Raw genomic sequence first — 23,257 nt, 5'->3', positions numbered from 1 at the left:
TAATAAAGCGAAATAATTATTCATATAGTTAAAATTTTTGAATAAATTTTGACGAGTTTCTTCTTATTTAAAAGAGTCTTTAAATCAAGAGCTTCAAGCAGTTACATAGTTTTTCAGAAGAAGCGCATTGATGTATAATATGTGTCGTAAATAAATTTTAAAGGAGGAAAACATAGTGAGTTTGTTACATATTGCGGTACTATTACCGTTAATATTTGCACTCATTATTCCATTCCTATACCGGTTCGTTAAACGTATACACTTAGGATGGTTTGTATTACCTGTTCCTATTGTCTTATTTATATATTTCATATCATTGATTTCAATGACGATGTCAGGTAATAACGTAATGAAAAACTTAAATTGGATGCCACATATTGGAATGAATTTCAATTTATATGTGGATGGTCTCGGATTATTATTCAGTTTGCTTATCACTGGCATAGGAAGTCTAGTGGTTTTATATTCTATCGGATATTTAAGCAAATCAGAACAACTCGGGAATTTTTACTGTTATTTATTACTATTTATGGGTGCAATGTTAGGAGTTGTACTCTCTGATAATTTTATTATTTTATATTTATTTTGGGAGTTAACTTCTTTCTCTAGCTTTTTATTAATTTCTTTCTGGAGAGAAAAAAAAGCTTCAATTTATGGTGCTCAAAAATCTTTAATCATTACCGTATTAGGTGGCTTGAGCATGCTAGGTGGTATCATTTTACTTTCCCTAGCTACCGATACTTTTAGTATTCAGACTATGATTTCAAAAGCAAGTGACATTCAAAATAGTCCTTTCTTTATCTTAGCAATGATACTTTTTATGATTGGTGCATTTACAAAATCTGCACAAGTACCTTTTTATATTTGGTTGCCAGATGCTATGGAGGCGCCTACGCCAGTAAGTGCATACCTTCACTCTGCAACGATGGTAAAAGCAGGACTATATTTAATCTCAAGAATCACACCTATTTTTGCAATATCCGAAGGTTGGGTATGGACAATTACAATTGTTGGTTTAATCACCCTATTCTGGGCATCACTTAATGCAACAAAACAACAAGATTTAAAAGGTATTTTAGCTTTCTCAACTGTGTCTCAACTAGGGATGATTATGTCTATGCTTGGTATTGGTGCTGTAAGTTATCATTATCAAGGCGCTAATAGTCAACTTTATGTTGCTGGATTTGTTGCTGCCATATTTCATTTAATTAATCATGCCACATTTAAAGGTGCACTATTTATGATTACAGGTGGTATTGATCATTCAACTGGTACACGTGATGTTAAAAAGTTGGGCGGTTTACTTACAATCATGCCTATCTCATTCACGCTTACAGTTATTACAACATTAAGCATGGCTGGTGTACCGCCTTTTAATGGCTTTCTATCAAAAGAGAAATTCTTAGAGTCGATGATTAATGTTACACATTTAAATTTAATGAGTTTAAATACTTTAGGTATACTTTTACCAATTATTGCCATTATCGGTAGTATTTTCACATTTGTATATTCAATTAAATTTATATTGCATATATTCTTTGGTTCTTATAAACCTGAAGCACTGCCAAAACAAGCACATGAATCTTCAATGTTAATGCTTATTTCACCTATCATTTTAACATCACTAGTTATAGTATTCGGTTTATTCCCAAGTATATTAACGCAATCTATTATAGAGCCGGCATCTGAAGCAGTTAGTCAAACGTCAAATATAACTGCTGAGTTCCATTTATTCCATGGTATAACTCCAGCATTCTTATCAACAATAGGTATTTATATTATAGGTATTTTATTGCTAATTTCATTTAGTTATTGGATTCGTTTATTACAAGCACATCCATATCAGTTAACGTTGAATCATTGGTATGACACTTCAGGCCGTCGTATTCCAGGATATTCCGAAAATATAACAAATAGTTATGTTACAGGTTTTTCTAGAAATAATTTGGTGATTATCTTAGGTATTCTCATTGCTTTAACTTTTGTTACTGTCATCAGTGTACCCTTTAGTATTGACTTTAAAAACGTGAGTCATTTACGCGTATTTGAAGGTGCAACAGTATTGTTTTTACTGATTGCTTCAACTTTCATTATATTTGCAAAATCACGTTTGTTTAGCATTATTATGTTAAGCGCTGTGGGTTACGCTATATCAGTATTATTTATTTTCTTTAAAGCGCCCGACTTAGCATTAACACAATTTGTAGTGGAATCTATTTCTACAGCATTATTCTTACTATGCTTTTATCACCTACCTAATTTAAATCGCTACAATGAAAAACCTACTTTTAAACTGACAAATGCTGTAATTTCAATTGGAGTAGGATTATCAGTGATTATTTTAGGATTAATTGGCTATGGTAATAGACACTTTGAATCTATTACTAAATTCTACCAAGAACATGTTTTTGATTTAGCACATGGTAAAAATATGGTAAATGTCATTCTCGTAGATTTCCGTGGTATGGATACTTTATTCGAGTCATCTGTACTAGGTATTGCAGGTTTAGGCGTATATACAATGATTAAATTACGATTAAAACAAAAAAATCAATCAAGTGAGGTGAATGACCATGAATAGACAACAAAATAACCTTATGTTTCAATACGCTGCCGTGATTATTTTCTTCATGGTCATTGTGTTCGGCTTTTCACTATTTTTAGCCGGACATTATACACCAGGTGGCGGTTTCGTTGGTGGTTTGCTTTTCGCTAGTGCATTATTAGTTATTACAATTGCATATGATGTAAAAACTATGAGAAAGATTTTTCCTTTAGATTTTAAAATCTTAATTGGTATTGGTTTATTATTTTGCGTGGGTACACCATTAACAAGTTGGTTCATGTCTAAAAACTTTTTTACACATGTCACTTTTGACATCCCTTTGCCTTTACTTGAACCTATGCACATGACGACAGCGATGTTTTTTGATTTTGGTGTTTTATGTGCAGTTGTAGGAACTATTATGACTATAATTATTTCGATTGGAGAGAACGAATAGTGGAAATTATCATGATTTTTGTTAGTGGTATTCTCACATCTATAAGTGTCTATCTCGTTTTGTCTAAAAGTTTGATACGTATCATTATGGGGACTACACTACTAACTCATGCCGCAAATTTATTTTTAATTACTATGGGAGGTTTAAAACACGGAACTGTTCCAATATTTGAAAAAGGAACATCAAGCTATGTTGACCCTATCCCTCAAGCATTGATTTTAACAGCTATCGTTATCGCCTTTGCTACAACAGCCTTCTTCCTAGTTCTTGCATTTAGAACATATAAAGAACTAGGCACAGATAACGTTGAGCTAATGAAAGGAGCGCCAGAAGATGATAGAGAGTAACTTGCTTGTTTTAACTTTAGTCATACCTATCCTAACTGCAATTTTACTCATATTTATTGGAAAGCGCCCAATAATAAAAAGATATGTTGCACTTGTCGGTACATTGTTAACATTAGTCGTTGCATTGATTAACTTAAAGAATGTGCTACGAGACGGACCAATCAAGGTTGAACTGGGCTCTTGGAAAGCCCCATACAGTATTGTATTTGTAGTCGATATTTTTAGCGCTCTACTCATCATCACAAGTATTATTATTACCATTTTAGTCATTTTATACTCATATCGTTCTATCGGTTTAGATAGAGAACGCCATTATTATTATTTCTCTATCATGTTTATGTTGATTGGTATTATTGGCTCATTTACAACAGGAGATATTTTCAACTTGTTTGTGTTCTTTGAAGTCTTTTTAATGTCTTCATATTGTTTACTCGTTATTGGTACTACTAAAATACAATTACAAGAAACAATTAAGTATATTTTAGTCAATGTTGTTTCATCATCTTTCTTTGTCATGGGTGTTGCAGTTTTATATTCAGTAGTAGGAACTTTAAATCTCGCTCATATTAGTGAAAGATTATCACAACTTTCTGTGCATGACAGCGGCTTAGTCAATATTGTTTTTATTTTATTTATCTTTGTCTTTGCCACTAAAGCAGGCGTTTTTCCTATGTACGTATGGCTACCTGGTGCTTATTATGCTCCTCCAGTAGCGATCATCACGTTCTTTGGCGCACTATTGACTAAAGTGGGTGTATACGCAATTGCGAGAACTCTAAGTTTATTCTTCAATAACACAGTAAGCTTTTCTCATTATGTCATCCTTTTCTTAGCATTACTTACAATTATTTTTGGATGTGTAGGTGCAATAGCTTACTATGATACGAAGAAAATCATCCTTTATAATATTATGATTGCAGTCGGTGTCATATTAGTTGGTGTTGCTATGATGAACGAATCAGGCATGACTGGTGCAATATATTACACACTACATGATATGTTAGTTAAAGCTTCATTGTTCTTACTCATTGGCGTCATGTACAAAATCACTAAAACGACTGACTTACGTCATTTTGGTGGCTTGATTAAAGGATATCCTATTCTAGGTTGGACATTCTTTATTGCATCGCTAAGCTTAGCGGGTATACCACCTTTTAGTGGTTTTTATGGTAAATTCTACATTGTTCGAGCGACCTTTGAAAAAGGATTTTATCTAAGTGGTATCATTGTACTTTTATCAAGTTTAATCGTGTTATATTCAGTCATACGTATTTTCTTAAGAGGATTTTTCGGTGAAGTTGAAGGATATACTTTATCCAAAAAGGTAAATGTTAAATATCTAACAACTATCGCCGTCGCATCTACAGTGATTACTGTAGTCTTTGGATTATCTGCAGACGCATTATTCCCAATCATCAAAGATGGTGCTGAAACGTTTGTCGATCCAAGTCAATATATTCATAGTGTGTTAGGAGGTAAATAGTTTGGCTATACAGTTTGTAATTAATTTACTTGTTTCTGTCATATGGTTACTTGTAACAAATAGCTATACCTTAAATAACTTTGTATTGGGTTTTATACTAGGATTATTTCTAGTTTATCTCCTGCACCGTGTCTTGCCTGGTCAATTTTATTTAGTGAGAATATATAGAATTGTGATGCTTATCATTACATTTTTAACTGAGTTAATAAAAGCAAACTTTGGTGTACTCAAAATTATTCTCAAACCACGAATTGAGAATAAACCCGGATTCTTTGTGTACGAGACGGAATTAGAAAGTGACTGGCAACTTGTTTTACTTTCCAATTTGATTACGTTAACACCCGGCACAGTCGTTTTAGGTATTAGTGATGACCGTAAAAAGATTTATATCCACTCAATTGATTTCAGTACAAAGGAAGAAGAGATTCAAAGTATCAAATCTTCATTAGAGAAGGTCGTTAGAAAGGTAGGCGAGAAATAATGCCTTTTAAAATATTTATTATTACAGCCTTAATTATTGTTGTCTTATCAATGTTAGCAATGTTAATACGTGTTATTTTAGGACCCTCTCTAGCAGACCGTGTCGTTGCACTTGATGCAATTGGTTTACAGTTAATGGCCGTGATAGCGCTATTTAGTATTTTACTGAATATTAAATACATGCTCGTCGTTATTTTAATGGTCGGTATTCTTGCTTTTCTAGGAACTGCAGTCTTTTCTAAATTTATGGATGAAGGTAAGGTGATCAAGCATGATAGCAACGATCGTCACTAGTGTCTCTATCATATTTGTTCTTCTTGGAGCTTTGATCAGTGCCTTTGCTGCAACGGGTCTCATTCGATTAAGGGATGTTTACTCAAGAGCACATGCAGCTGGTAAAGCAGCCACACTGGGTGCGATGTTTTTACTATTTGGAGCATTTTTATACTTTATTGGCACTGAAGGATATGTAAATATGCAATTAATTATCGGAATTATTTTCGTATTTATTACTGGTCCCCTTTCAAGTCATTTAATCATGAAAGCTGCCTATAACATTAAAACACCGTATACCAAAGATACTAAAATTGATGAAATTAAAGAGGATATGAAGCATACAAAGCTATAATTCATACTTTTAAGAGTTTTATACCAAAATCAAATTCAATATTTACTAATTTTTTTAAATCGATAATATGATTAATACCTGGGACATAATTCCTAGCAAAATAGCCAGTAAAATGAGTTTTCATAAATTCATTTACTGGCTTATTTATTTACAATACTTCGTATTGTTGGCTCGCTTTCTTAGGGGACAGCTTCAGCCTGTAGTCTTCAGCTTGTCCTGTTCCCTCAAGAGTCTCGCCAAAATACTTTGTATTCATATGTAAATTTACATTAAAATTGTTTTGCTCCTCTTTAAATAAAAATGACACTTTGTAACTCTTTGCAAGTTGTGGTATGATTTAAATCGTAATAATTACGTTTTGAAAGTAGAGGGGCGATTCAATGCATTGGACAATTATTGGTGGTGGCTTACAAGGAACCACCATTGCACTTAAATTAAAAAATGAAGGACTAAAAAATGAGGAGCTTACTATCATAGATCCTTACTCCTCATTATGTGAGCGATTTAATATTTATACACAACGTATTAGTATGCCATACTTAAGATCGCCTTTCGTTCATCATATTCATCCTAAACCGTTTCATCTCAAACAATATGCTAGATATCATCAGTATACTTCAGCTTATTACGGCCCGTATAAACGTCCTCAAAGAGATATGTTTATGCATCATGTTCATGATTTGATACATCAATTTAAACTTAATGATTGTCATATACAAGGTAAAGTCGAAGCTATTAATAAATCAAGAGGTAAATGGTGTATAAAACTATCAACTGGCGATAAAATGGTTACCGATTGTGTTGTGATAGCAAATGGCTATACGCAAACGCCATTCATACCTGAAATTTTCAGAAATAAAGCGAATGTAAAACACATATTTGCTGATAATTATCATGCCTCTTTAGATAAAGATACTCAACATGTTGTTGGTTCAGGTATATCTGCTGCCCACCTCACTTTAAAATTATTAAATGAACACAATCACCAACTTGTTCATTTATGGATGAATAAAGATATTGAGATACACGATTTTGATGCTGATCCTGGTTGGTTAGGACCAAAGAAATTGAACCATCTTGCATCTATATCCTCTTCAGATGCAAGAATGAAGTTAATTGAAGACGAGCGTCATAGCGGTTCAATGCCTATGGAATTATTTTTAAGGTTAAAGAAATATGTGCAAAGTGGTCGACTCGTCATACATATGAGTCAAATTGATGATGTAACAGAATCCTATATTATCGCTGCTGGAAAATATTTTGAATATAAGCATATTTTGTTAGCTACCGGATTTTATAATCAATTATTAACACAACCACTCATTAAAAACCTTATTCAAAACGAACAAGCACCACTCAATCATTCAGGTTATCCTTCTTTGTCAAACGAACTAGAATGGTTAAATCAATTATTCGTAGCTGGTGGACTTGCAGATTTAGAACTAGGTCCTTTTGCAAGAAATATAATGGGCGGTAAAGAAAGCGCTGAACGCATAAGTAAAGCATATAAACGTTTAAATAAGAAAATCTCATAAACAAACACCTCGATTAGATTGTGTAGAATTCACAATTTAATCGGGGTGTTCTGTTACATTATTGAATAGGTTTAATAGCAATCGTACCACGCATGACACTGATTAATTGGTCATGGTCATCTTTGATATCAATATTCCAAACTTGTGTTGTTTTTCCTTGATGTATTAAAGAAGCAAACGCTCTCACATGTCCTTGTCGAGTTGAGCGAATATGATTTGCATTCATTTCTAAACCTAGTGGAATGAATTGCTGCGTATCAATCAAATGAGCAGCACCTATCGAACATGCTGTTTCACCTAAAGCTAAACTCGCACCACCATGTAAATAGCCAAAGGGTTGCTTTACTTTATCTGTCACAGGCATAGACACTACTACTTTACCATCTTCTTTTTGTTCAATCTTCATTTCAAATGTTTCTAAAAGATTGGTCATAGTTCACACCTCATTTCAGTAGTTATAGTACCATAGCTGCTATCGTACCAAAAACCATAAGGGGAACATTATAAAATAAGAAATTCGGGATACATGTATCACGAATATGATCATGTTGTCCATCCATATTCAAACCGGCTGTCGGTCCAAGTGTAGAATCACTTGCTGGAGAACCTGAATCACCTAAAGCACTTGCTGTACCAATTAAAGCAATAAGAGCCATTGTGTCTAAACCAATTGATGCTCCAAAAGGTATAAATAATGAAGCAATAATAGGTATTGTTGCAAAAGAGGAACCAATACCTAATGTTACAATAAGTCCAATGAGGTACATGACGATAATACTAATCAATTTATGATCTCCAGTTAATCCTGTTAAACTCTTGACTAAGCTATCTATATCACCTGTTGCATTCATCACGCCAGCAAACCCGTTAGCTGTTAGTATCACTACACCAATATAAGCCATTAATTTGACTCCATCTACAAATTGTTCATCGAGTTCATACCAACGATAAGCTCTTGAAACAAAGAAAACAAGTACCCCAGCTAACGCACCAAAAATCATAGAATCTGTAAATGTCTGTACTAAAAACGTAGCTAGTATGGCAATGACAGTAACAATTAGCACATAAGGTTTGAGTTCCGAAATTGTTTCTCGATCATTTACATTACGTTGTTCATAAACGCGTGGCTTTCTATAAACAATAAATCCAAGTATGAGACCCACAACATATCCCATTGAAGGTATTAACATCGCCTTCCATATCATGTTCATCTCAATTGGATGGTTTGCTTTTTGAAAACCACTTTGAATGATTTGATGGAAAATTTGACCGAAACCATAAGGTAATAGCACGTAAGGAAAACACAAACCAAATCCTATTACTAAAGCAATAAGTCTGCGATCAATTCTTAAATCGTTAAACAAACTCACAAGCGGAGGTATTACAATTGGAATAAAGGCAATATGTACAGGAATTAAGTTTTGACTCATGATACTCATTGCTAACAATGCAATGATAATAATTATTTTAACCTTAACTCGGGAAAGTCTACTATTTTCAGCATGAATACTTGCAATAATTTTACCAACAAGATAATCAGTTATACCACTATATGAAATCAAAGCAGCAAAACCACCGAGTAACGCATAACTTAATGCGACTTCTGCGCCATCTACTATATTTTTTCCAAAAACATTAATTACTTTTTCTAAATTCATACCTGATATTAATCCACCGACAAGTGCACTAATAAATAAGCTAATGACCACATTTAATCGACATAAACAGAGTATGATCATTAATATGACTGCGATTACAACAGCATTTATCATTCCGCCTCACCCTTTATCACTCTATCGAACTAAAGTATTTATAAAATACATACTAGCAAGACATATATTTAATGTCAATGTTAAAAAAGACTCAACGATTATATACATTTAGTTATATTTAGTTGATTATTTTCAATAACTAAAATATAACACCTAAAAATGTAATAAGTTGAGTCTATATAACTTTATTTATATTTTTGTTGTAACCACTCTACAACTGTAGGTATCATGTAACCTGTCGGACCCTTTGGACCTTTATATGTAGCACTTTTAATTGTTGCAGGGCCCGCGATATCAAAGTGAATGTGTGGGATGTCACCACTAAAATGCGAAATAAATGCTGCTGCAAACAATGCTTTTCCTTGACCGTTCGTATGATTGACTAAATCTGCTACATCTGATTGTTTAATTAAATGTCTTTCAGTCTCTGTAATAGGTAATTCGAATACTTTTTCGTCTACATGACGTGCAACTGTTAATAAGTTTTTAAGTTCATTTTCAGCATGAGATTGGAAAGCAGCCGCCTTGTCATCACCTAAAGCTACAATCGCTGCACCCGTTAATGTAGCAAAATCAAGAATTAGTTGTGGTTTAAATTGTGTTGCATAGAATACTGCGTCACCTAAAACCATTCTACCTTCAGCATCACTATTCAACATTTCTACCGTTTCACCATTAAGCGCAGTAAATACATCATCTGGTTTCATCGAAGATTCACCAATCATATTTTCAGCTGAAGCGATCACTCCTACAATATTTACAGGTAGCTTTTGCTTAGAGATCGCATCAACCATACCAATAACATTGGCCGCACCGCACATATCATATTTCATAGTTTGCATACCTATCTTAGACTTAATACTATATCCACCGGAATCATATGTAATGCCCTTACCCACTAATGAAATAGGTGGTTCATCAGCTTCTGCACCATAGTATGATACCGTAATTAATCTCGGACCATGATTAGAACCTTTACCTACTGCATGTATTAATCCAAATCCTTCATCTATAATTTTTCGGTGATCTTTGATATCTACACTAACGGAACTCCCTTCGAAATGCTTTTTTATTTCTTCGGCAAAATATTGGGGTGTTAAAATATTCGGAGGCATTTGACTTAGTTCACGAGCATAGTTTATAGATTCACCCAATTGTTGGCCTTCGTTAATCTTCGTTTCTATATTATGCTCTGTCGTTTGTATATAGACTCTACCTTGATATGGAGGCTTTTTATCCGATTTATAATGGTCAAATTCAAAGATAGATTGTGCACTTTGTAAACCTAAAGTTTGACAAATTTCAATAATGTTACCATATTTAGATTTGAAAGTATCTAACAATAATTCACAATCCGTTACATGAACGTCTTTTAAATATTGAAACAACTGACCCCAAACTTTTAATAAACGTTGATATGATAAAATTTTTAAGTTTCCTAGTCCTACAGTTAATAATCTTTTGGGCTTTTCATCAATATAAATAAGCGTTGATGATATTTTGCCGATTGAGCTATTGATGACATGATATTGTTTTAATGTTTCTAATCGCTCTTTAATTAACGTCTTATGATATTTTATCTCACCTAATTGGTTGAGGTGATCTGGCACACCCACCACAATCGTTTCAATTGATGTTGGCGTATCTTGATTAATAAAAAATTGCATATAGATCCTCCGTTCCTCATTATGTATAACAATAATTATAAGTTATGAACACCACAATATTAAACAAAACCACTTTTTACTCTAACTCTAAATAAAAAGCATTTTTGTTTAATTAAGTGTGAAATTCTTCTTCATCATATTTTTTTGATAAAAAATAACCTGAGACAATCATTTTGTCCCAGGTATAATTAAAATATAAACAATCGATGACAAAATTAATTTGAGTTGTTTACATATTTTAACTCTAGTCATCTTTGCTAAGGGAGACAATAAATTATGTCTCGTACCTTTTTATTGTATTTTTAATGTCTATTACTTGATTAAAATTTCCCTTTTTTAAAGGCTAATCCTATGCCACCAAGTTTGTAAATCGCACGAGTATCAATAACTTTCTTCAAGAATGCTGCTTTTTTACCAGCGATATCTCTACCATATACAATTCCAACACCATCATTAGCACCTAATGAACATACAGTTCCACGGTTAACATATTGGAAATCTTGTGTTGATTCACCATTTAATAAACGTTTAATGTTGCTAGCAGTATGCTCACCTTGTTGCATAGCAATTTGAGCTGTTGTTGGTAATGGACGCTCTTCACCAGCTGGAATAAACGCTGAACAATCTCCTATAACGAAGATGTCATTATGACCTTCAATTGTTAAATCTTGTTTATTGATAACGCGTCCACGTTTAACACCTTCAAATGATTCTTCCATTAAATGACTTCCACGCACTCCAGCAGTCCATACAGAAGTTCCAGCTTCTAACTGTTGTTTTTCTCCATTGACTTCAACAACGAAACCTTTTTCATTACAAGCGACAATAGGTGTTGCAATTTTGAATTCTACTCCACGGTCTTCTAAATATTTTACTGCATAACTAACTAAGTCGTCTGAGAACATCGGTAACATTTTAGGTGCTGCTTCAACACATGTTAACTTCACTTTACTTTGATCAACACCATATTTACTGCATAATTCAGGAATTCTATCAGTTAATTCACCTAGAAATTCAATACCTGTAAATCCAGCTCCCCCAACTAAAATAGATAAATCTTTATCATCTTTTTCTTTAGAAGCAGCATAATTTGCGAACTTATCTTCAATGTGACGAGACAACTTACGAGAAGTTAAAACGTTCTCAATTTGGAAAGCATGTTCTTTCATACCATCAATGCCAAATGTTTCGCTAACAAAACCTAGTGCAACAACTAAGATATCAAAGTCATAAACACCCTTATCAGTTTCTACGCGTTTAGCATTACGATCAATTTTTGTTACCTCAGCAACAACAAAATTCACTTTATCTTTGTTGACAGTTTTCTCAACAGGATACAATAAATCTTCATAATTAATCGTACCGGCAGAAGCTTCATGCAACCAAGTTGATTCATAATGATATTCATTCTTATTAATTAAAGTAATTTCCGCTGCATCAGCAGAAAGTTCCTTTTGCAATTTAGTTACAGTTTGTAAACCAGCATAACCTGCACCTAATACGAGCACTTTCTTACGATCTTGAGCCATCTCTAATTCACCTAAGCTTTCATAATATTTTAACCAACCAACAATGTAGATAAAGGCTATAAACATATGACAAGCCAAATTGTCTCTTTCTTTATAGTCTTAGTCAACATTTAAAATTTTCAAGTCTTTTTTGGGTTTTGCTCTTCAGTTGTTCACATAAAAGACACTTTTAATCTAGTTTTAATTTTATAGCTTTTACCCTATATTTTCAAGCTACAATAGGGATAGTTTGTGAAAAGTTTAATTTAATTTCGGATGGCAATATGAAGTTAACATTGCTCTGGATTTCCAGCGACTTTAGCTGTTTTAAATGAACTTCCACAACCACATGAGGCAATAGCATTAGGATTGTCTATTTGAAATCCTCCACCCATAAGTGACTGTTTAAAATCAATTGTTGTTCCATTTAATACTGGAGCATCATTTTGGTCTACTAGAACTTTCAAACCATAATATTCGAGAATTTCATCATTTTCACCAGGTTCTGCTTCGGCTGACATACCATAGGTTAATCCTGTGCATCCTCCACCATTTACTTTAATTTTTAAATAACCATCAGACATGTCGTTATTTTTTAACATGTCTTTAACTTCAAATGCTGCAGCTTCAGTTAAAATGACTGTTGGCATATAAAAAACCTCCCATAATTTTTTAATCTCTATAGCAAATTCGTTATATCATTATCTTCGATATGTTGATATATGTTTTTTAATAAATCGTCTGGTGTGTTACCTTCAACAATATCACCATCTACAAGGGCATACAAGCTACTTGCGCATAGACCACAATTTTGTAGACAACCGTATTCAAGGACATCTATATTAGGATCATTTTCTAATTTTTCAAATACAACATCACTGCCTTTGGCCATATTTGAAATACAGAACTCCACTAATGGAAACATAAGTCACCTTCTTATCTTTATTAGTTTAAACATTATAACAAAGTATTCAATGTCCTGACTATCAGTCGGTATGACGATTTTAATTTTGTTTATCTTTTTAAATTTTATAATAATTAAATTGCATTCTACATTTGTTTGTAGTCAATTTGAAAAATAGATATAATAGTCATGCATACAAGTATTTTATTATAACTATCAGGGACTAGGAATCATCTTCATTTAGAGTATTCTAGTAATTTTTGAAAAGGGTTTCAATAAAACAATTTTAACAAAGGGGTATAAATCAATGAAAAACTTAGTATTACTAGGCGGGGGCTATGGTAATATGCGAATTATGTCGCGCATTTTACCTCATTCAATTCCTGAGGGATATCACTTAACTTTAATCGACCGCATGCCATTCCACGGTTTAAAACCAGAATTTTATGCACTTGCAGCAGGAACTAAATCTGACAAAGAGGTGCGAATCCAATTTCCAGATAGCAGTAAAATTAATACGGTTTATGGGGAAATCAATGATATAGATTTGGACGAACAAATGATAACAGTTGGAAATTCAAAAATAGATTATGACGAACTTATCATTGGTCTAGGGTGTGAGGATAAATATCATAATGTCCCTGGTGCTGAAGCATATACTCATAGCATTCAAACATTATCTAAATCGCGTGATACGTACCATAGAATTAGCGAATTACCTAAAGGGGCGCGTGTAGGTATCGTTGGGGCAGGTTTAAGTGGCATTGAATTAGCGAGCGAACTACGTGAAAGTCGATCAGACTTGGAAATTTTATTATATGATAGAGGGCCTCGAATTTTAAGGAATTTTCCTGAGAAACTAAGTAAATACATATCCAATTGGTTTTCTAAACACAATGTTACTGTAGTACCCAATTCAGTCATCGACAAAGTTGAACCTGGAAAAATTTATAATAATGGTAAACCAGAGAATATTGATTTAGTCGTTTGGACAGCAGGCATACAACCTGTTGAAATTGTGCGTAATCTTCCTATCGATATGAGTACCACTGGACGCGTGATTATTAATCAGTACCATCAAGTCCCAACCTATAGAAATGTCTATGTCGTAGGTGACTGTGCTAATTTACCATATGCACCCAGCGCTCAACTAGCAGAACTACAGGGTGAACAGATTGCTGAGGTGTTGAAGAAGCAATGGAATAACGAACCACTTCCAGATAAAATGCCTGAAATTAAAGTACAAGGCTTTTTAGGCTCTTTAGGTGACAAACAAGGTTTTGCTTATATCATGGATCGAACAGTTACCGGACGACTGGCTTCTATTTTAAAATCAGGTGTTCTGTGGCGCTATAAATATCATAATGGTTAATAAATAAAGAACCTAGGACACTTACATTTTCCTAGGTTCTTTATTATTAATCACAAACAATGACAGAATTGAAAAGTTATTCTTCTCAATAAAAGATGTAGCCCGAAAATGAAGAATTTCAACGGAAAATAACACAGACAATGTCAATTGAGGCACATGGTTAGTATGAGTATTGTCCCCCTTCTTTTAATCTTACGTGGTAAAATATGATTCAATAAAACGGGTTATTTGTTTATATTGTATGTAACCATCTGCTACATATTCATCATTCATCGTAACTAATGGGTAAAACAACTCATCTTCATTAATTCTTTCTATAAATTGCATATCATGATCAGTTAAATTTTCAGTATCATTTCGTATGTCAATATATGTAAATTCAAAATGATGTTGAGGAAACTTTCTTAAAAGTAATGCTTGAAGCCATTGATAAGTATCTATAGAAGTAGGTGCATTTACACAACTCGCACAAACGACTTCTGCTCCATATACGACAACACTAATTTTAGTCATTAAAATCCCCTATCTTGTTTTATAGATTTTTACTACTTTATCTATTATAATGTAATAATAATGATTATGAAATAATTGCTCTGAAAGGAGACATGTCATATGCCTACTGAGAATCCAACAATGTTTGATCAAGTAGCAGAAGTTATAGAACGTTTGCGTCCATTTTTACTACGAGATGGTGGCGATTGTACGCTTGTAGATGTTGAAGATGGTATAGTTAAACTACAATTACACGGCGCTTGCGGAACATGTCCTAGTTCTACAATAACCTTAAAAGCTGGCATCGAGCGTGCGCTTCATGAAGAAGTTCCAGGTGTAATAGAAGTAGAACAAGTATTCTAATATATCCCTATATATTTATAAACCTAGGACTCATAGTAACGTCCTAGGTTTTTTTAATTTGATAGAAATGAATAAATGAAATCATAGCGCACTAATATTAACCCTATGATGCTATATAAACAATAAAATGCTTAGGATACAAAATATTGTTCCTAAGCATTTTATATACTGGCTATCAAAGATAGAAATGAATAATACTTTACATCGAGGTGTTTCCCTTACAAATCTCGTTACACGGGATGAACAACGAATTCTGTACCTAGTTCACCTAATTTTATTTCGGTTAATAATATTATTTGTTGCCTTGATGTTGATCATCTTGACGACCTTTGTGATGTTTGTGTGGTGGTTTATTTTTAGAATAATCGACTTCATGATTTTTAGGTGCATGACCATCCATATGTCTTGCGATTTGCTGGTCGACATAAACCCAACCTTTCCATCCAATATGAACAGCATCACTAATTACGTACTTTTCATAGTCCTTGTTTGTCAAATCATAAATTTTTCCACCATTATCAACTACTGTTGAATGAATCTTTTTATATACAGCTTCACGTCTATCTTTTTTGATACCTATATGATCATACCATCTTCCATTTGAAGGTATACTAACATATTGTACATCAGCTCCAGCAGCATGTAGCGTTTGCACTAATAGTTTTAAATCTTGGAACTCAGGTGAGTTAATGTTGAACTCATAATCCCTTTTGATTTTACGCTTGTTTTGTTTTATCAATTTCCAATATGGATCTCTTATATCATATTTATTAGATTGAGTATTTGCTTTGCCTATATCGACAGCTTTATGTTTCATTTCATCCCATGAAGCATCTTCTCTTGTTGCCGGTTTTACTTCTGCTAAAGGTGGCTTAGTGAATGAGAATAATGATTTAATAGCTTCAATCTTAGTTAATTGATTTTCTTTAAATGAAGAAATGTAGTTTCCAGAGACATCATCAGGGCGTTTTGCTTGTTCTCTAAGGTATGACTTATTGTGTGCATGCGGAAACTGTAACAATCTTTGTGCATACCGTTTCTTCAAATTAGCTGGCATATCTTTTTGATTAAACATCTGATTGATTTGACTTTGTGACATACGAGCATCAAAGTTTTGATTTGTTAATCCATGATTCGTAAACCATTGTGGAGAAATAATAAATGTAAATTTCTTTCCTTTTAAATTGTCGTATTGCGCTGCAAGTTCAACTGCATTAATTAAATCTGTCGAACCTCCCGCACCAATAAGGAACGTTTCTTTACTAGCATTTTGTTTATTTAGCGCTATACCTGGATTAAAAGGATCATCCTTTTCCAGTTCACTGGAACCATAAATCGGGTAATACTTATTTGACTCGAATAATTTATTTTGAATGAGCGTGCCTTTTAAAACTTGATCAGTTAAAGAAATTCTATTATCAGCTAACGTCTTATTTGTCACAAGACCAGTAAACCAACTTGCTGGTAAAAATAAAAATATAATAAATATGACGCCGCTGATTATAATGGGTAAGAATGGTTTCAGTTTCATCGTAACTCTTCTAAAGCTTCTACAATTTTATTAGGAGTTGCCCACTCATCTCTATCAAAGTCCATAATTGACACTTCAATATCCAATTTATTTTGAATTTCTAAAAGTAAACCTACAGTTTGAAATGAATCAATAATACCTTCTTCAAAGATTTCTACATCTGGGTTTTCCTTCACAATGTTATTTTCAGCTACTTCTGCTAATAAATCTAATACTTGTTCTCTAAATTCCATAATTAATTACTCCTTTATTAAATAAATTTGCCTGAGAAAATTAAGAATCCGAAAGTTACAAAATGGAAGGTAATGATAATACTTATAGCTGTAGTGAAACCATTTTGCCAACGTGGTGGATGCTTTTTACGCCAACGCTCATAATAACCATAACCTATGAATAACGCTGCGTGGTATAATCCATATACAATGTAATATACTTCTAGACCATGCCATACTCCCATTATGAAAAAGTTTAAAAAGAACGCTACATTTGACATTGCAAATTGACTTTTTAATAACTTCTTACGTGACATGTAGAATAAAGATCTCATATAGATACAATCTCTAAACCAGAAAGATAAAGTCATATGCCATCTATTCCAGAAATCTTTAATATTTTTGGCTTTAAACGGTTGTTTAAAGTTAGGCGGCGTCTTAATACCATATAAATAACTCACTGCAATCGCGAATAAACTGTATCCTGCAAAATCAAAGAATAAATATAAGCTATAGGCGTACATATATAGCCACATATGAGTAAACCCATGTAGGTTAAGTTGTAAAGGATTAACAGCGTATGTCTGAATCAAATACGCAATAATATATTTATATAAGAACCCTAACATAATCATATGAATTGCTTTGATAACAAGCTCTCTGTACTCTGCACCACTAGGTACTTTCTTATCATCTTTCACATAACGTTTATATCTATCAATAGGTCCAGATGAAATGGTTGGGAAGAAAGAAATGAATTGTATCAATTTCCCTACTTTGATTTCTTTAATAGAACCATCACGAATCTCCATAATTAATTGAACACTTTTGAAAGTGACGTACGAGATACCTAAAAATCCTACAAATTCAATTAATTTACTTTCATGGAAGTGAATTTGATGTCCACCTAACCATGAACTCTGTAATATCTTAACAATTGCTAGAGGGAGAATAGACAATACCATAATTGTTACAAATTTTGTAAATGTATTCTTCCTTTGTCGTGATTGATAGTAGTACATAATGAGGGCAACCTGCCATATGACATAAATAATAAAACAAAAAAGTTGTGCACTTAGATATTTTTGCCCTAACAGATTATGTTTATCTGATGCAAATATAATGACAATCATGATTGCTGTACTTATACCATTGTAAATATAACTTCGCTTACCTAAGAATCCAAGTATTATCACAGGTATAAGAACGATAAATGCAATTAAGAAAAATGTAAATGTGCCATAAGGTATCATCCGTTTACAACCTCGGCAATTTTCTTACGATCTAATTTACCATTTAATGTGAGTGGTAGTCGTTCCATCCATTCGAACTTTCTAGGAATCATATATTCTGGTAAGCGTGATTTAAGTTCGTGTTTAATTTGAGTTGTCATTGCTAAATTATCTTCTACAGATTCAGTAGGTACTACTGCTCCTATTAAATGTACGACCTTTCCATTTTTATAAACCGGCACAACAACAGCCTCTCTTACATGTTTTGACTGGCGTAATTGTGTTTCAATTTCCTCTAGTTCCATACGATAACCATTTAGTTTAATTTGGAAATCAATACGTCCTTGAATAAACCACAATCCATCTTCAATTTTAGCTTTATCCCCAGTATGATATGTTCTAACACCGTCTTCAAAATTAAATACTGCGGCTGTCTTTTCTTCATTCTTTAAATAACCTAAACTGACGCTTTGCCCCTCAATGACAAGTTCTCCTTCTTCAGTAGCAAATAATCTTGTACCAGGTCTAGCCACACCAACTGGTAAAGGATTATATTGATTTAAAATTTCTTCTGTGATTTGTATACTTGTGACTGCAACAGTAGCTTCAGTTGGTCCATATGTGTTATAAATCATTGAATTCGGAAATCTTTCAACTAAGACTTTAGCTGTTTTATGCGGTAAAATTTCCCCACAGAAAAAGAATTGCTTTAAGCTATTATATTGTTGTTCATTTAAATTAGGTAATAATAAACACATTTCTATAAAAGAAGGCGTAGAAACCCAAACATTCATCGGTGTTTGAACTAACATTTCGTTCAATAGTTTAGGTTTTTTGATCATATCTTTATCAACAAGATTTAAAGTACCACCTGATGTTAAACAAGGATAGATTGCCATTACTGATAAATCAAACGAAAATGGCGCTTGATTTAACCATTCTTTACCAGTACCAGTTTTATTTAAAGATACCATCCATTCTGCGAATTCATTTAAACTTGCATATTCAATTTGTACACCTTTAGGTTCTCCCGTAGACCCTGAAGTAAAAATTGTATATACTACATCGTTTTGCTTCATTTGACTATCAAAGACAATTGGATATTGTGAATCCTGAATATCGCTAACCTTAAGCACTTGTGCATTTGTCTGTTCCAAAGTCTCATCTGAAGTATTGAAAATGATTTCCGGTTGTACTTTATCAATAATCATATTGACACGTTCTTTTGGAACAGAAGTATCGATAGGAACATAACCGCAACCGGATTTAATCGCTCCAATCATACCAACAATCATGTAAGGTGACATGTGACCATATAAAATCATTGGCTTTTTACTATCTTGTAATAGATGTGCTAACTTACTTGATTCTTCATCAAGTTGCTTATATGTTAGCTCATCATTTGTATGTCTAACCGCAACTGCTTCAGGTTGTTCCTGAACAAAGTGGTTTAGAATATTAATTAAGTCTGCCATAACTACTCTCCCTCATTAGAATTCATTATAAATGAAGTTGTTTTGTGTATCACCACTACCATAAATTAAATACAGCGCTATAAAAATAGCTAAATATAACAAAGTGATTAAGTAAGGCTTCATTTTATCAAAATATTTGTTAGAAGGCTCTTTTCCTTTCATTTTTAAATAGCACCTCTCAAACTCTAACTATTATTAATCGTAAATCTTCTCAATGTTCTTATATTAAATCATGTACTATGAACCTTAATCATTACTAATAGACATCAAGTAATACAATATACATTTTATAATTTAATTTTACAATTCATTATATCTTTGTTTCAAATATAATTCAATTCAAATTTTATGTCTTCATTAAAATTGTATTGAAATTTTTACATATTCAAATCATATGTCAACGACTCAATTAGAAATGGTTCTCTCTTTTTAAGAACAACATTATTTTAATTCTAAAGCCATGATTAGACAATTACAGTGGGTATAACAAAATTGTTAGTTTTATCAAATAAAAAAATTCACGTTATCACATTCAATTGATGGAATATGACTAACGTGAATAAATTTTAAATGTGTAAAGGGGTTACAGGGGTTAGTGGTGCATCATTATTTAATACTGCTTTAATATTATCTATACAAAGTTGTACCATTCGATTTCTAGTGACTTGAGATGAACTTCCTATGTGAGGTAACACCACAGCGTTAGGTAATTTCAGTATTGGATGGTCAGGTTGAATAGGTTCTTGACGCATAACATCTAAACCACAGGCTTGTATCTCATGATTTTTTAATGCTTCTAAAAGTGCTTCCTCATCTACAATTGCACCTCTTCCAATATTAATGAAGACAGCATCATTTTTCATTTTATTAAAAGCTCGATTATCAAATTGATTCTCAGTTTTCTTTGTTAAAGGTGCTGTACAAATAATAAAATCACTTTGTTCAAGTAAAGAGCTAAATGTTACATATGTAGCATTTAACTCACTTTCAGCAATTAAATCACGTTTGCGGTTGTGATATATTATCCGTGCATCAAACCCTTGTAAGCGACGTGCAAACGCTTTTCCTATATCACCCATTCCAAAAATACCAACAGTTGCACCGTATACATCTTTTCCTGATAATAAGTATGGTCCCCAACTTTTCCACTTACCCTCTTGAATATATGAAGTCGCTTCTATGATTCTACGGGCTACAGTAAGCATCAATGTAAACCCTAGTTCGGCAGTTGTCTCTGTCAGTACGTGAGGTGTATTAGTAACAACTACACCATGTTTCTTTGCTAATGTAATATCAATATTATCAAAACCTACAGCCATATTAGCAATCACTTTAAGTTGTTGTGCCCTGAGAAATACTTCTTCATCAATATGCTCACTCAATGTGATCACACATGCTGTTGCATCTTCAACGTTAGCAAGAAATGACTCTCTAGACATGGGCGTTAAATCGTGTTCCCACATGACAACTTGTCCTATTTTTTTAAGTTGTTCAATGTAGTGTTGTGGAATTTGACGTGTTACGAGTATTTTATTCATATGCACACCTCTATTAATTTCAAAACAGATAGATGATAATTTTATTTTTCTAATTCTGCAATAGCTACATTTAAATCTTTAAATGAATACGTAGGCGGTATTTCTTTAGATTGAATATCTTCATACGTACTCACACCAGTTTGAACATGTATCGTATCAATACCCACGTTAATACCTGACATAATGTCTGTGTCATATAAATCACCAACCATTGCCACTTCTGATTTTTCTAATCCAAGTATATCTAAAGACTTAGACATTATAATTGTTTCAGGTTTACCAATAAACTCTGGCTGAATGCCGGTAGAGACGCTGACCACACTCGTAATAGCACCATTACCAGGTAAAAAACCTCTCTCTTTAGGTATGGATACATCTGGATTGGTAGATATAAATTTAGCTCCATTACGTACAGCTAATGTTGCAATTGATAATTTTTCATATGTGACCTTTTCGTCTAAACCAATAACTACATAATCAACATGTTCATCGTTTTTTATTGAAAGCCCTGCATCAGTTAGTGCAGTTTTAAGTCCATGGCCACCAATCATATATACAGTTGCATTAGGATGCTGTTCAGAGATATAATCCGCTGTTGCCAATGCTGACGTTACAACTTCATCTGGTTTAGCATCAATATGCATCTCACGTAATTTCTCAGTAACTTGAACAGGTGTCTTTGTAGAATTATTAGTTACATATAGATGAGGGATACGATTATTATTTAAATAATCTATAAATTGTGCGGCACCGTCAATTTCCTCTGTGCCTTTATACATTGTCCCATCTAAATCGATTAAGTATGCCTGATAATGTTTCACTAGTTATTCTCTCCTTTTCCAAATGCGGTAATTGGTACATTTTCATTTTCTAAAAATTGTCCTACTTCTTGAATAAATTGCTTATAGTATGGTAGTGCATCATCAAATAACGGCTCAATTTTATTCATATTTAAATCGATATAGTGATGTGCAAACTGTTTTCTAACATCAATAGTTCGATTGATATGTGATTGTGTTTCTTTTGAAATAACATTTTCCAATTCTAAAATATCTATTACATCTTTATAATTACCAGGATCTCTTAAAATAAACCCATCTATAATCATATTGCCAATATCTACAGAAGATTCAATTAACATTTGGGCAATTCGTTCAAAAGCATATGGATTCCTTTTATTATCATTGTAATCTTCAGTGAGCTTTTGTAAGTAAGTGATTTTCTGAGTTAGTTTATCTTTATCTACGAAATACATTCGCTTGTCACCTCTTCATACATCTAATAAGTTAATCATACCATAGTTTTGCAGTCATCATCATTTGTCGTTATACTTAAATATAATAGTTTTCGCAATGTAAAGGAGCGTCAGAGATATGATAGATATGTATTTATATGATGATGAAGAACAAAGCCAAGTACAGTTCGTCGGCTTTGTTGGTGAGCATAGTCGTTACGACTTAATGCTTGTACAAACAGATAGACACTACGGTAAAACTTTAGTTTTAAATATGCAGACTAATCAATTTGGCATTATAGGTTCAGATGATATAGAAGAAGAAGGTTACATTTCTCATATATTAGGAGTATCAAAGGAAGAAGCGGATGAAATTATTGAATATTTAAATGAAGTTATTCAATAGAAGCGTTATGTTATAAAAGTCCACTTAAATTGAGATGACGCTCTTAGACTGACCCCAATTAGTGGGAATTATATAA

26 protein-coding genes are annotated in these 23,257 nt (G+C 33.0%); 11 read left to right on the top strand and 15 right to left on the bottom strand.

Annotated features, from left to right (window positions below):
- Positions 1–175: 175 nt before the first annotated feature.
- The 8 genes from HMPREF3241_RS02185 (at position 176) to HMPREF3241_RS02150 (ending at position 7,475) form a co-directional block, all read left to right on the top strand.
- Complete coding sequence (locus HMPREF3241_RS02185; RefSeq protein ID WP_002487078.1) at positions 176–2,581, top strand: Na+/H+ antiporter subunit A; 2,406 nt, start codon at positions 176–178, stop codon at positions 2,579–2,581.
- Entirely contained in the window at positions 2,574–3,002 is a 429-nt protein-coding gene (mnhB1, locus tag HMPREF3241_RS02180; RefSeq protein WP_002446042.1) for a Na+/H+ antiporter Mnh1 subunit B, read from the top strand. The genes HMPREF3241_RS02185 and mnhB1 overlap by 8 nt, the downstream gene beginning before the upstream one ends.
- Entirely contained in the window at positions 3,002–3,349 is a 348-nt protein-coding gene (gene mnhC1, locus HMPREF3241_RS02175; protein WP_001831949.1) for a Na+/H+ antiporter Mnh1 subunit C, read from the top strand. Before mnhB1 ends, mnhC1 begins: the two co-directional genes overlap by 1 nt.
- Positions 3,336–4,832: a Na+/H+ antiporter Mnh1 subunit D gene (gene mnhD1 / locus HMPREF3241_RS02170; RefSeq protein ID WP_002457194.1), complete on the top strand. Its 1,497-nt coding sequence runs from the start codon at positions 3,336–3,338 to the stop codon at positions 4,830–4,832. Before mnhC1 ends, mnhD1 begins: the two co-directional genes overlap by 14 nt.
- Before the next feature lies 1 nt (position 4,833).
- Entirely contained in the window at positions 4,834–5,313 is a 480-nt protein-coding gene (locus HMPREF3241_RS02165; RefSeq protein ID WP_002457195.1) for a Na+/H+ antiporter subunit E, read from the top strand.
- Positions 5,313–5,606 (top strand): Na+/H+ antiporter Mnh1 subunit F, encoded by a 294-nt coding sequence (gene mnhF1, locus HMPREF3241_RS02160; RefSeq protein ID WP_001831940.1) that lies wholly within the window; start codon positions 5,313–5,315, stop codon positions 5,604–5,606. The genes HMPREF3241_RS02165 and mnhF1 overlap by 1 nt, the downstream gene beginning before the upstream one ends.
- Complete coding sequence (gene mnhG1, locus HMPREF3241_RS02155; RefSeq protein WP_002446039.1) at positions 5,584–5,940, top strand: Na+/H+ antiporter Mnh1 subunit G; 357 nt, start codon at positions 5,584–5,586, stop codon at positions 5,938–5,940. Before mnhF1 ends, mnhG1 begins: the two co-directional genes overlap by 23 nt.
- Positions 5,941–6,320: 380 nt before the next feature.
- Complete coding sequence (locus HMPREF3241_RS02150) at positions 6,321–7,475, top strand: NAD(P)-binding domain-containing protein (RefSeq protein WP_002486001.1); 1,155 nt, start codon at positions 6,321–6,323, stop codon at positions 7,473–7,475.
- Between the two features lie 58 nt (positions 7,476–7,533).
- Here HMPREF3241_RS02150 and HMPREF3241_RS02145 read toward each other — a convergent pair whose 3' ends face one another.
- The 6 genes from HMPREF3241_RS02145 to HMPREF3241_RS02120 all read right to left on the bottom strand — a co-directional run bounded on the left by HMPREF3241_RS02145 (position 7,534) and on the right by HMPREF3241_RS02120 (position 13,347).
- Complete coding sequence (locus HMPREF3241_RS02145) at positions 7,534–7,908, bottom strand: hotdog fold thioesterase (RefSeq protein ID WP_001831899.1); 375 nt, start codon at positions 7,906–7,908, stop codon at positions 7,534–7,536.
- Positions 7,909–7,930: 22 nt separating this feature from the next.
- The gene (locus HMPREF3241_RS02140) at positions 7,931–9,247 is read right to left on the bottom strand and encodes a Na+/H+ antiporter family protein (protein WP_002485997.1); all 1,317 of its coding nucleotides are present in this window, start codon (positions 9,245–9,247) and stop codon (positions 7,931–7,933) included.
- 185 nt (positions 9,248–9,432) lie between these two features.
- Positions 9,433–10,914 (bottom strand): M17 family metallopeptidase, encoded by a 1,482-nt coding sequence (locus HMPREF3241_RS02135; protein WP_002486000.1) that lies wholly within the window; start codon positions 10,912–10,914, stop codon positions 9,433–9,435.
- A 320-nt stretch (positions 10,915–11,234) separates the two neighbouring features.
- Positions 11,235–12,443 (bottom strand): NAD(P)/FAD-dependent oxidoreductase, encoded by a 1,209-nt coding sequence (locus HMPREF3241_RS02130; protein WP_002485996.1) that lies wholly within the window; start codon positions 12,441–12,443, stop codon positions 11,235–11,237.
- 269 nt (positions 12,444–12,712) lie between these two features.
- Positions 12,713–13,072 carry a HesB/IscA family protein gene (locus HMPREF3241_RS02125; RefSeq protein WP_002446034.1) on the bottom strand — a complete coding sequence of 120 codons (360 nt, stop codon included), beginning with the start codon at positions 13,070–13,072 and terminating at the stop codon, positions 12,713–12,715.
- A gap of 29 nt (positions 13,073–13,101) precedes the next feature.
- Positions 13,102–13,347, bottom strand: coding sequence for a YuzB family protein (locus HMPREF3241_RS02120; RefSeq protein WP_001831896.1), 246 nt, complete (start codon positions 13,345–13,347; stop codon positions 13,102–13,104).
- 286 nt (positions 13,348–13,633) lie between these two features.
- Between HMPREF3241_RS02120 and HMPREF3241_RS02115 the strand changes: the two genes are divergently transcribed.
- Positions 13,634–14,698 carry an NAD(P)/FAD-dependent oxidoreductase gene (locus HMPREF3241_RS02115; protein WP_002485998.1) on the top strand — a complete coding sequence of 355 codons (1,065 nt, stop codon included), beginning with the start codon at positions 13,634–13,636 and terminating at the stop codon, positions 14,696–14,698.
- A gap of 192 nt (positions 14,699–14,890) precedes the next feature.
- Here HMPREF3241_RS02115 and HMPREF3241_RS02110 read toward each other — a convergent pair whose 3' ends face one another.
- A complete protein-coding gene (locus HMPREF3241_RS02110) occupies positions 14,891–15,211 on the bottom strand; it encodes a YuzD family protein (RefSeq protein ID WP_002446032.1) in 321 nt (106 codons plus the stop codon).
- Positions 15,212–15,310: 99 nt separating this feature from the next.
- Here HMPREF3241_RS02110 and HMPREF3241_RS02105 point away from each other — a divergent pair, with 99 nt between their 5' ends.
- Positions 15,311–15,553, top strand: a complete 243-nt coding sequence (locus HMPREF3241_RS02105) for a NifU family protein (RefSeq protein ID WP_001831958.1) — start codon at positions 15,311–15,313, stop codon at positions 15,551–15,553.
- Between the two features lie 292 nt (positions 15,554–15,845).
- Here HMPREF3241_RS02105 and dltD read toward each other — a convergent pair whose 3' ends face one another.
- The 8 genes from dltD to HMPREF3241_RS02065 all read right to left on the bottom strand — a co-directional run bounded on the left by dltD (position 15,846) and on the right by HMPREF3241_RS02065 (position 22,796).
- Positions 15,846–17,084 carry a D-alanyl-lipoteichoic acid biosynthesis protein DltD gene (dltD, locus tag HMPREF3241_RS02100; protein WP_002475053.1) on the bottom strand — a complete coding sequence of 413 codons (1,239 nt, stop codon included), beginning with the start codon at positions 17,082–17,084 and terminating at the stop codon, positions 15,846–15,848.
- The gene (gene dltC / locus HMPREF3241_RS02095; protein WP_001831996.1) at positions 17,081–17,317 is read right to left on the bottom strand and encodes a D-alanine--poly(phosphoribitol) ligase subunit 2; all 237 of its coding nucleotides are present in this window, start codon (positions 17,315–17,317) and stop codon (positions 17,081–17,083) included. The genes dltD and dltC overlap by 4 nt, the downstream gene beginning before the upstream one ends.
- A 17-nt stretch (positions 17,318–17,334) precedes the next feature.
- Complete coding sequence (dltB, locus tag HMPREF3241_RS02090) at positions 17,335–18,549, bottom strand: D-alanyl-lipoteichoic acid biosynthesis protein DltB (protein ID WP_002475036.1); 1,215 nt, start codon at positions 18,547–18,549, stop codon at positions 17,335–17,337.
- Positions 18,546–20,003 (bottom strand): D-alanine--poly(phosphoribitol) ligase subunit DltA, encoded by a 1,458-nt coding sequence (dltA, locus tag HMPREF3241_RS02085; protein ID WP_002446029.1) that lies wholly within the window; start codon positions 20,001–20,003, stop codon positions 18,546–18,548. The genes dltB and dltA overlap by 4 nt, the downstream gene beginning before the upstream one ends.
- A 15-nt stretch (positions 20,004–20,018) precedes the next feature.
- Positions 20,019–20,165 carry a teichoic acid D-Ala incorporation-associated protein DltX gene (locus HMPREF3241_RS02080; RefSeq protein WP_001831913.1) on the bottom strand — a complete coding sequence of 49 codons (147 nt, stop codon included), beginning with the start codon at positions 20,163–20,165 and terminating at the stop codon, positions 20,019–20,021.
- Between the two features lie 404 nt (positions 20,166–20,569).
- Complete coding sequence (locus tag HMPREF3241_RS02075) at positions 20,570–21,541, bottom strand: 2-hydroxyacid dehydrogenase (RefSeq protein WP_002475050.1); 972 nt, start codon at positions 21,539–21,541, stop codon at positions 20,570–20,572.
- A 41-nt stretch (positions 21,542–21,582) separates the two neighbouring features.
- Positions 21,583–22,362: a TIGR01457 family HAD-type hydrolase gene (locus HMPREF3241_RS02070; protein ID WP_002475052.1), complete on the bottom strand. Its 780-nt coding sequence runs from the start codon at positions 22,360–22,362 to the stop codon at positions 21,583–21,585.
- Entirely contained in the window at positions 22,362–22,796 is a 435-nt protein-coding gene (locus HMPREF3241_RS02065) for a DUF86 domain-containing protein (RefSeq protein ID WP_002457204.1), read from the bottom strand. Before HMPREF3241_RS02065 ends, HMPREF3241_RS02070 begins: the two co-directional genes overlap by 1 nt.
- A gap of 118 nt (positions 22,797–22,914) precedes the next feature.
- Between HMPREF3241_RS02065 and HMPREF3241_RS02060 the strand changes: the two genes are divergently transcribed.
- Entirely contained in the window at positions 22,915–23,181 is a 267-nt protein-coding gene (locus tag HMPREF3241_RS02060) for a DUF3055 domain-containing protein (protein ID WP_002439025.1), read from the top strand.
- Positions 23,182–23,257 lie beyond the last annotated feature (76 nt).

The sequence above is a fragment of the Staphylococcus sp. HMSC34G04 genome (assembly GCF_001838765.1).
Lineage (GTDB): Bacteria > Bacillota > Bacilli > Staphylococcales > Staphylococcaceae > Staphylococcus > Staphylococcus epidermidis.
The sequence above is the reverse complement of the archived record's forward strand: the minus strand, read 5'-3'. Positions and strand labels throughout refer to the sequence as shown.

Coding starts and splice junctions, on each gene's coding strand:
- HMPREF3241_RS02145 (WP_001831899.1), bottom strand. CDS start 7,908: ATGACCAATCTTTTAGAAACATTTGAAATGAAGATTGAACAAAAAGAA.
- mnhF1 (WP_001831940.1), top strand. CDS start 5,313: ATGCCTTTTAAAATATTTATTATTACAGCCTTAATTATTGTTGTCTTA.
- HMPREF3241_RS02130 (WP_002485996.1), bottom strand. CDS start 12,443: ATGGCTCAAGATCGTAAGAAAGTGCTCGTATTAGGTGCAGGTTATGCT.
- mnhD1 (WP_002457194.1), top strand. CDS start 3,336: ATGATAGAGAGTAACTTGCTTGTTTTAACTTTAGTCATACCTATCCTA.
- HMPREF3241_RS02150 (WP_002486001.1), top strand. CDS start 6,321: ATGCATTGGACAATTATTGGTGGTGGCTTACAAGGAACCACCATTGCA.
- HMPREF3241_RS02120 (WP_001831896.1), bottom strand. CDS start 13,347: ATGTTTCCATTAGTGGAGTTCTGTATTTCAAATATGGCCAAAGGCAGT.
- dltB (WP_002475036.1), bottom strand. CDS start 18,549: ATGATACCTTATGGCACATTTACATTTTTCTTAATTGCATTTATCGTT.
- dltC (WP_001831996.1), bottom strand. CDS start 17,317: ATGGAATTTAGAGAACAAGTATTAGATTTATTAGCAGAAGTAGCTGAA.
- mnhB1 (WP_002446042.1), top strand. CDS start 2,574: ATGAATAGACAACAAAATAACCTTATGTTTCAATACGCTGCCGTGATT.
- HMPREF3241_RS02110 (WP_002446032.1), bottom strand. CDS start 15,211: ATGACTAAAATTAGTGTTGTCGTATATGGAGCAGAAGTCGTTTGTGCG.
- HMPREF3241_RS02115 (WP_002485998.1), top strand. CDS start 13,634: ATGAAAAACTTAGTATTACTAGGCGGGGGCTATGGTAATATGCGAATT.
- HMPREF3241_RS02080 (WP_001831913.1), bottom strand. CDS start 20,165: ATGAAAGGAAAAGAGCCTTCTAACAAATATTTTGATAAAATGAAGCCT.
- HMPREF3241_RS02060 (WP_002439025.1), top strand. CDS start 22,915: ATGATAGATATGTATTTATATGATGATGAAGAACAAAGCCAAGTACAG.
- HMPREF3241_RS02125 (WP_002446034.1), bottom strand. CDS start 13,072: ATGCCAACAGTCATTTTAACTGAAGCTGCAGCATTTGAAGTTAAAGAC.
- HMPREF3241_RS02140 (WP_002485997.1), bottom strand. CDS start 9,247: ATGATAAATGCTGTTGTAATCGCAGTCATATTAATGATCATACTCTGT.
- mnhG1 (WP_002446039.1), top strand. CDS start 5,584: ATGATAGCAACGATCGTCACTAGTGTCTCTATCATATTTGTTCTTCTT.
- HMPREF3241_RS02065 (WP_002457204.1), bottom strand. CDS start 22,796: ATGTATTTCGTAGATAAAGATAAACTAACTCAGAAAATCACTTACTTA.
- dltD (WP_002475053.1), bottom strand. CDS start 17,084: ATGAAACTGAAACCATTCTTACCCATTATAATCAGCGGCGTCATATTT.
- dltA (WP_002446029.1), bottom strand. CDS start 20,003: ATGGCAGACTTAATTAATATTCTAAACCACTTTGTTCAGGAACAACCT.
- HMPREF3241_RS02075 (WP_002475050.1), bottom strand. CDS start 21,541: ATGAATAAAATACTCGTAACACGTCAAATTCCACAACACTACATTGAA.
- HMPREF3241_RS02105 (WP_001831958.1), top strand. CDS start 15,311: ATGCCTACTGAGAATCCAACAATGTTTGATCAAGTAGCAGAAGTTATA.
- HMPREF3241_RS02135 (WP_002486000.1), bottom strand. CDS start 10,914: ATGCAATTTTTTATTAATCAAGATACGCCAACATCAATTGAAACGATT.